General features: G+C 70.7%; 5 protein-coding genes and 1 pseudogene. All 6 read right to left on the reverse strand.

Annotated elements, in window-relative coordinates:
• Positions 1-186: 186 nt before the first annotated feature.
• Entirely contained in the window at positions 187-471 is a 285-nt protein-coding gene (locus tag ABZ281_RS41275) for a hypothetical protein (RefSeq protein WP_356663076.1), read from the reverse strand.
• The gene (locus ABZ281_RS41280; protein ID WP_356663077.1) at positions 468-719 is read right to left on the reverse strand and encodes a hypothetical protein; all 252 of its coding nucleotides are present in this window, start codon (positions 717-719) and stop codon (positions 468-470) included. Before ABZ281_RS41280 ends, ABZ281_RS41275 begins: the two co-directional genes overlap by 4 nt.
• Before the next feature lie 80 nt (positions 720-799).
• A complete protein-coding gene (locus tag ABZ281_RS41285) occupies positions 800-970 on the reverse strand; it encodes a hypothetical protein (protein WP_356663078.1) in 171 nt (56 codons plus the stop codon).
• 468 nt (positions 971-1,438) lie between these two features.
• On the reverse strand, positions 1,439-1,927 hold the full coding sequence (locus ABZ281_RS41290) for a hypothetical protein (protein WP_356663079.1): 489 nt from the start codon (positions 1,925-1,927) through the stop codon (positions 1,439-1,441).
• Positions 1,928-2,114: 187 nt separating this feature from the next.
• Positions 2,115-3,392, reverse strand: coding sequence for an FAD-dependent oxidoreductase (locus ABZ281_RS41295; protein WP_356663080.1), 1,278 nt, complete (start codon positions 3,390-3,392; stop codon positions 2,115-2,117).
• 49 nt (positions 3,393-3,441) lie between these two features.
• Positions 3,442-3,912, reverse strand: a pseudogene (locus tag ABZ281_RS41300) (ornithine cyclodeaminase family protein); the annotation flags it as partial.

Raw genomic sequence — 3,912 nt, forward strand, 5'->3', positions numbered from 1 at the left:
ACGTTTGCCCGTTGAGGAGCGGCGTTTGGTGCGTGCTCTCGGCGTGCCGGCCGGAAGCCCTCGTACTGGACGTACTCGGGGTTTCGGCCGGTGCGCCGAGTGGGGGTACCCCCCCTGCTCGAGCGGTCGAGAGCGTGGGGGAGCGTGCCGGGCGTCGTGACGGGGCGAACGTTGCCCGTCGCGGCACTAGCTCGTGGCGGGGCCGGCGGGGTGTCCTTCGACGACCTTGTCCGCGGTCACCGCGTCGACGAGCAGGCGTACGGTCGCGCCGCGGCCGCGTGAGGTGTCGATCATCCCGGCGACGCGGACCACTTCGGTATCCAGCCGTTCGCTGTGGACGGTGAGCAGGATCCAGCCGGCGTCCTTCGCGTCCGTCTGCGACCGGTCGCGGTCCTTGTCGATGGTGTAGCGCTTGGGTCTGAACGCCGGGAACTGGTCGCCGGTGGTGCCGCCCAGGAAGAACCCGGTCACGCCGCCGTACTGGCTCTCGACGTGGGCCACGGTCCAGCCCGCCAGGCGGAGGTGATGGGCAGCGAGCTGTCCGCCATCACCGGGTCCATCATGACCACCGACTGCACGTCGTAGTTGGCCATGATCGCGAAGGGGTTCCCGTCCAGCTCGTCGAATCGCGTCACGCGCACGCCCTTGTCCGAGGGCAGGGTCTCGCCGGTGCCCAGCCACCAGCCGTCGGCGGTCTGGACGTTCCGGTTGACCTTCACGTCGGCCTTGCCGATGCCGTAGCCGACCCTGGCCGGCTGCAGGCTGTTGAAGGTCGCGGCCGCGGCGCTCTTGGTGGCGGTCAGGAGGTTGTTCTGGAAGAGAACGAGTGCGTGACCGAGATCAGGAAGTTGTCGGCCGGAACACCCGCCACCTCGTTGACGATCGAATTGATGGAGGTCATCACGGCGGTGTTCTGGATGCCCGTCAGGTCGTACACGGCGAAGGCGACTGTGGTGTCGCCGTTGCGCACCAGCAGGACGTGGGCGTACAGGTCGTCGTGGACGGTGCTGAACCTGTCGCGCCGTGTCGGCAGGGCCTTGGACGGGATGCTGATCGCCGCCTTGCCGGCCCCGGCCCACAGGTCTGCGATCCGCCCTTCTTGTCGGCGGCGGCGGCGTTGGCGGGGAACAGGGAGCCGGCGAGCGCGGCGGCGGCGACCGTACCGCCGATGAATGTGCGGCGGTTGAGATTGACGTTGCCCATCGTTTCCTCCTCGAAGCCCTTGAGTCGCTTCACCAGTTGGGCTGGAGGGAGAAGAAACGGCGGAAGAAGTCCGCCTTGTCCGGGTCGGCCACGGCGATCCGCCCCCAGCCGTCGCCGAGTTGCATGACCGTCCGCGACCGGGCGTCGGTGGCGGACCACCGCTGAAGGCACCGGCCGCGCCGACACCCGGTCCCGGTCCTGGAGGGAGGTGATGGCCTGCGGGCCGCCCTCGCTGTCACCGATCACGGGGTACAGGCCGAGGAACTCGTCGGCGAGTGACGCGTAGGCCGCCTCGGCCCAGGACGCGAACCCGCCGCGGACTTGGCCAGAGTGAGCGACGCGCCGTTCTCGTCCGGTTGTTGCCGTTGATGACCGGCACATCGTTGTGCCGTCCGGACCGGAGCGTGTCCCGATAGGTCCGCGGCGGCATCCAGCCGTCGAGCACCGGCCGCCACACGGGCGGGTTGCGTCCGCCGAGGTTGGAGTTGGCGGGGATGTCGCTGTCGTTGTCGCCGATGCCGGTCAGCAGCGCGTCGGTGGACAGGCTCCGCGCCTCGTCGATCGTGCTTGCGCCGACCCGCGTCATCCAGACGGCGCCCAGTTCCTCGGCGCGCGCCTCGGTGCGGTAGGACGTGGCCAGTACGCCGATCTGCGCGTCCTTCGGGTGAAAGGCGCCGGACTCCCGGACGGCCCGGTGGAAGAGGACCTTCGACAGCGGTAGCACACGTGACCGAGCACCGAGGCCGCGCCCGCCGACTGGCCGGCGATCGTGACGTTGCCCGGGTCGGCGACGCGGCCGCGCCCCGGTGGCCTGGCGCAATCCCGTCATCGGTTAGGGGTCCTTTCACTTTGCCCGTCCGGGTCGCGCGGCCTGGCACCGCACCTCGCCGCGTTGCCGAAACTGGCTCCCGTCAACCGCCCGCCGGGCTCCGGCGACGCTGTGGGGCGAACCGGCCGGGGTCGAAGGGGCGAGCGATGTCGGCCGACGGCCGGTCTCCGGAGACCTCCCCGGAGATGATGTCCGCCGTCACCGGCGCCAGGGTCACGCCGAGCATGCTGTGACCGCTCGCCACCAGCACGTTGTCCTTGCCCGGCAGCGGCCCGACGACCGGCAGCCCGTCGGGCGTCATCGGTCGCAGCCCCGTCCAGCCTTGTGGCTGCGGCTCCAGGGGGAAGTCGGGCAGGTACGTGTGGGCGGCGTCGGCGATGCCGCGCAGCCGATGGCGGTCGATGGTGGCGTCGGAGCTGCCGAACTCCATGGTTCCGGCGAACCGGAGCCGGTTCGACAGCGGGGTGACGGCCACCTTGGCCTCGCCGAGGTACACCGAGTGCCGCAGGTTCACCGCACCGCTGGTGTCGTCGAACCCGTAGCCCTTGCCGGGCCGGATGGGCAGGGGGTGCCCGGCCAGCCGGGACAGCGGGCCGGTGTGCACTCCGGCCGCGAGGACGAACAGGTCGCCGGGGACCTCGTCGCCTCCGGCGAGCACCGAGGTCACGGTGCGGCCCCGGGTCCCGACGCCGGTGACCGGGCTGTCGTACAGGAACCGGACTCCCAGTTCCCGGCAGCGGTCTTCCAGGCCCTTGACCAGACTCGCGGGGTCGACATGCCGTTCCTGCGGGCAGTGCAGGCCGGCGAGTACCTGCTTGCCCAGCGCGGGTTCGAGGTCACGGAGTTCGTCGCCGGTCCGGGGGACAGCGGTGTGGCCGATGCGCTCCATGGGGGCTGTCGCCGCCCGGTACTCCTCCATGGTGTGCCGGGTGGTGAAGGCCAGGAGCTGGCCCACGCGGTGGTGCTCGAAGCGGATGCCGTCCTTCTCGTACTCGTCGAAGAGTTCAAGCGTGCGTTCGTTGAGGGAGGTGAGTGCCTCGACGCCGTGTGCGAAGGCCCGCGGGTTGCAGTGGCGCAGCATGTTGATCATGAAGCGCACATGCTCGGGACGGGGGGACGGGCGGACGTACAGGGGGCTGTCCCTGCGGGCCATCCACCGCAGGGCCTTGCCGAGCATCCCCGGCGCGGGCACGGGAGTCGACATGATCGGAACGATCCACCCGGCGTTGTGGACGGAGGCTCCGGCCGCACCGGCGCGTGCCGCGTCGACCACGGTGACGGTCAGGCCGTCCTGCGCGAGCCGGTGGGCGGTGGCGAGTCCGACCACGCCCGCACCGACGATCACTGCGTTGTCTGTCATCGTTGTCTCGTTGTCCTTCCTGCGGATCGCGGACCGGGTGTACCGGAGGTCAGGCGAGGAACTTGTCGGCCAGGAGCCGGGCGATGGCCCAGTCCTGTGCGGCGACACCGACGGACTTGAAGACGGTCCGCTTGCCGTGATCGCAGGTGGGGGCGGTCAGCGCGGTGCCGAGCGCGGTGAGGGCTTCCCTGGTGATGGCCCCGGCTTCGATCGCGTGGATGATCTCGCCGGACTCCTCCAGGATCGCATCGAGTTCGTCGACGACCACGGTGCCGGAGGCGAGCAGTTCGTCGGGCAGCTCGCGCATGGTGGGGCGGTACGCGCCGATGGCGTTGACGTGCACCTGCGCGGGCAGCGCCGACTCCGGGAAGAGCGGGCTGGTGGCGTTGGTCGCGCAGCAGACGATCTCGGCCTGCCGGACCGCGGAGGACGCGTCGGTCGAGGTGAGCAGCTCCACCCCGGACAGTTCGGGTGCCAGCCGCTCGACGAGGTCGCGCGCGCGGGCCAGGTCGGCGTCCAC

The organism is Streptomyces sp. NPDC006265, assembly GCF_040613555.1.
GTDB lineage: Bacteria > Actinomycetota > Actinomycetes > Streptomycetales > Streptomycetaceae > Streptomyces.